The organism is Pseudomonas sp. K5002 (assembly GCF_013386655.1).
GTDB lineage: Bacteria > Pseudomonadota > Gammaproteobacteria > Pseudomonadales > Pseudomonadaceae > Aquipseudomonas.
Genome location: NZ_JACARK010000508.1, coordinates 1 through 3,766, shown reverse-complemented (window position 1 = coordinate 3,766; position 3,766 = coordinate 1). Strand labels below are relative to the sequence as shown.

At 63.3% G+C, this 3,766-nt stretch carries 5 protein-coding genes; 4 read left to right on the top strand and 1 reads right to left on the bottom strand.

Annotated features, from left to right (window positions below):
• Positions 1-1,062 (bottom strand): 3-isopropylmalate dehydratase large subunit (locus HX846_RS21855; RefSeq protein ID WP_178966082.1); only part of this gene is annotated, 1,062 nt, incomplete at its 3' end.
• A gap of 251 nt (positions 1,063-1,313) precedes the next feature.
• Here HX846_RS21855 and HX846_RS21850 point away from each other — a divergent pair.
• The 4 genes from HX846_RS21850 to HX846_RS21835 all read left to right on the top strand — a co-directional run.
• Positions 1,314-2,516, top strand: coding sequence for a PepSY domain-containing protein (locus HX846_RS21850; protein ID WP_087695105.1), 1,203 nt, complete (start codon positions 1,314-1,316; stop codon positions 2,514-2,516).
• Entirely contained in the window at positions 2,513-3,052 is a 540-nt protein-coding gene (locus HX846_RS21845) for a hypothetical protein (protein WP_008431660.1), read from the top strand. The genes HX846_RS21850 and HX846_RS21845 overlap by 4 nt, the downstream gene beginning before the upstream one ends.
• On the top strand, positions 3,049-3,378 hold the full coding sequence (locus HX846_RS21840; protein WP_003208992.1) for a hypothetical protein: 330 nt from the start codon (positions 3,049-3,051) through the stop codon (positions 3,376-3,378). The genes HX846_RS21845 and HX846_RS21840 overlap by 4 nt, the downstream gene beginning before the upstream one ends.
• Positions 3,375-3,766 (top strand): DUF6162 family protein (locus HX846_RS21835; protein ID WP_178966081.1); only part of this gene is annotated, 392 nt, incomplete at its 3' end. The genes HX846_RS21840 and HX846_RS21835, both read left to right, overlap by 4 nt.

Here is a 3,766-nt window from a genome sequence, read left to right as displayed (position 1 = left end):
GGCGTTGGTGCAGGAGCCGATAAACGCGTGGCTGATCACAATGTCGCTCAACGGCATGCCCGCTTCCAGGCCCATGTAGTTCAAGGCACGGCGCATGTCCTGGCGCAGGATCAGGTCGCTGATGTCTTGCGGGTCCGGCACTCGGGCACCGATGGGCGCGGCCTGGTCGGGGCTGGTGCCCCAGGTGACCATCGGTTCAAGGGCGCTGGCATCCAGTTGCACTTCGAGGTCGAACACCGCGTCGGCATCCGAGTGCAGTTGGCGCCAGCCCACCAGGGCGCGTTCCCACAACTCGCCTTTCGGCGCGCGTGGCTTGCCCTTGAGGTAGGCGAAGACCTTTTCGTCCGGCGCCATGAAGGCTCCACGTGCACCGGCTTCCACCGCCATGTTGCAGATGGTCATGCGCGCCTCGACGCTCAGGGCATCGATGGTCGACCCACAAAACTCAATGGCGTAGCCGGTGGCACCCGAGGCACCGATCTTGCCGATCAGCGCCATGATCACGTCCTTGGAGGTCAGCCCACGGGCCAGTTCGCCGTCCACGGTCACACGCAGGCTTTTCAGACGCTTGTAGACCAGGGTTTGCGAGGCCAGCAAATGCTCGATTTCCGAAGTGCCAATGCCAAAGCCGAACGCGCCCAAGGCCCCGTAGGTGGTGGTGTGGCTGTCGCCGGCGGCGATCACCATGCCCGGCAGGATAAAACCCTGCTCCGGGGCGATCACGTGTTCGATGCCCTGGCGCTTGTCGAGGATATCCAACAGCTCGATCCCGAAATCCCGGCAGTTTTCCGCCAGGTACGACACCTGGCGCGCGCCGCCCGCATCCGGCATGGTCGCGATGCGCTTGGGCGTGGTGGGGTTCACATGGTCGACCACCGCCAACGCCGTACCGGGCCGCCACACACCACGGCCCGCCTCGCGCAAGCCGCTGAAAGCTTGCGGGCTGGTGTATTCATTGATCACCTGGCGGTCGATGTACAGCAGCACATGGCCCTGGTCATCCAGGCGGCACACCGTGTGGGAATCGATGTGTTTGTCGTAGAGGGTTCTGGCAGAAGTCATTATGGGGCTCGCTCAACGGTATGACCCCATCATAGGCAGCGCCCCCGCCCCATCAATCCCGCCTTGGTGATGGCTCGGAACATGTTTCGTGTTGCATGAATGCGTATCTGAAACATTTACTTTCATATCCGCCTTAGGGTTTTGTGTTTCTCATCCGTCTTAACTTAGATACAGCCGCTCGCGTCAGCAAAAGCTACGGGTGGCGTTTTCCGGGCCTTTACCGCCTCCCTCCGATCAAGACCCTCATTCACATGTCGAAGAAGTCACGCTCAAAACTCTGGTTTCTCGTGCACAGCTGGCTGGCATTGCCCATCTGGTTCTTTGTGCTGATCGTCTGCGTCACCGGCACCCTGGCGGTGGTCAGCCAGGAGATCGTCTGGCTGGCCAACCCGGACATCCGCGCCAGCAAGCCGTCGGACGATGCCGAACCGCTCACCTACGACCAGGTGATCGGCGCCATCAAGCGCGCCGAACCCCAGGTGATCGTCGAATCCCTGAGCCGCCCGGACGAATCGCACTTCGCCCTCAGCGCCGACCTCAGCTACCCCGACGGGCGCTCGCTGGAGGTCTACGTCAACCCATACACCGGGGTGATCCAGGGCATCAGCCCATCGTTCAACTTCCAGCAATTTACCCGTGCCCTGCATGGCTGGTGGCTGGTGCCTTTCACCAATGGCTACAGCTGGGGCTGGTACCTGGTCTCGCTGCTGGGCTTGCCGCTGCTGGCCTCGCTGGTCACCGGCCTCGTGGTCTACAAGCGTTTCTGGAAAGGTTTTTTCAGGCCGACCCTGCGCATTCGTCACGGTGCGCGGATTTTCTGGGGCGACTTCCACCGGTTGAGCGGCATCTGGTCGATCTGGTTTATCGCGGTGATCTCGATCACCGGCACCTGGTTCCTGATCCAGGCGATCCTGGGCGATAACCAGATCACCATTTCCAGCGAGCCAATCGTCCCGGCGATTGCCCGCGACAAAGTGCCGATGTCCGCCCCGGGCGTACCGGCGCCCATGATTCCCCTGGACGAGGCGATCAACATCGCCACCCAGCGCATTCCCGGGCTTGAGGCCAGCTTCGTGAGCCTGCCCAGCAACGCCTACAGCCACCTGCGCATCGGCGGGCGTGGCTGGTACCCGCTGATGTTCCAGACCGCGGAAATCAACCCGTACAACGGCGAAATCGCCGCCTCGCACCTGCTGTCCGACCGTTCGGCCCTGGAGTTCGTCACCGAATCCATGCGCCCGTTGCACACCGGGGACTTTGGCGGGATCTGGATCAAGCTGATCTGGGCCTTCTTCGGCCTGGTGCTGAGCATGATGGTCTTGAGCGGCTTGCTGATCTGGACCAAACGCACGGCTCTGGCCACCCTCAATGCGCTGAAACGCGAAGCCAAGGCAGCCCGTCAACCGGCGAAAACCCAGGCCTTGCAGGCTGAGACCACGGAGGCCAACCCATGAACAAGGCCATGACGGTTCAACCCCCCTCGCCCCTGCGGGCCTTCTGGCTCAAATGGCGCTTCCACATCAATATCCTGCTGTTGCTGGTGCCCCTGGGCTTCATGCCCAAGTACTTTGCCGACGCGGCACTGTTTCGCGGCGACAGCGGCCTGGGCGAACGGGAGATCGGCGAAGTACAGGTCGGCCCCTGGAGCCTGAAGCTCGCCGAGCTACGCAACGAGCCGCCGCGCCCGGACCCGGCAGGCCCGATGAAATCCTTCAACGCTGCCCTGTGTGCCACGTGCATCGACCAGGTCAAGGCGACCTACCTGCGTATCGGCAAGCCCCGCAGCCTGCGGGCGGCCGGGGTGATTTTCTTCGGCACCCCATACCGCATGGGCGCCGCGTTGCCGATCCCTGAGCGCACCCCGCTGGACGCCGAAGTGTGGATCACCATGGAAGGCTGGGACGGCGCCATGCACCAGGCCTCCATTCCCTTGAGCCAGGCATCGCCGGCCACCATCGACTGGCTGAAAAAACGAGGAGTTAAACCATGACTTTGCCGCAACTGGCCCGCACCGTTGGCGCGCTGATCCTCAGTGCCGGTTTCAGTACCGTCGCCCTGGCCCACAACCCGATGTGCGAATGCAAGGAAATCGCCGGCGAGCAGATCCAGTGCACCGGTGGTTTCTCTGATGGCAGCGGTGCCCCCGGCGTGACCCTGGACGTGATCGGCTACGACGAGACCATCCTGGTGCCCGGCAAGCTGGGAGAAGACTCGAAGCTGACCTTCAAGAAACCCTCCGCCGAGTTCTACGTGTTGTTTGATGCCGGCCCCGGCCACGTGGTGGAAATCGACCAAGCGGATATCCAGCCCCAATGAGCCGTACAACCCAAGTCGTGCGCCCGGCCGGTGCCGGGCACGAAACCCTGTATGTCCTGCTGTTGTGCCTGATCATCCTCGCCGTTGCCGGCACGGTGGTGGCCTTGCGCGGTGAAAGCCAGGAGATCGCCGCCGTGCCCAGCCACCAACTGGACGCCCGCCGCGACCTCAGCGCCGCCGAGCAAGGCATCTACGCCGACCTGCGGGTGACCCTGGATGAAATCCACTTGCTGCAGGAGGAACACAGCGCCCTGCCGACGCCTGAACAGCTGGCCGAAGAGGGCTTCGCGCCCTTCGCCCAGGACGCCAGTTCGGTGAGCCGTGGCGACCACCGCTGGCAGTTGCTGGACGCGGCCTATCTGGGCCTGAGCCAGACGCCGGACCTCAG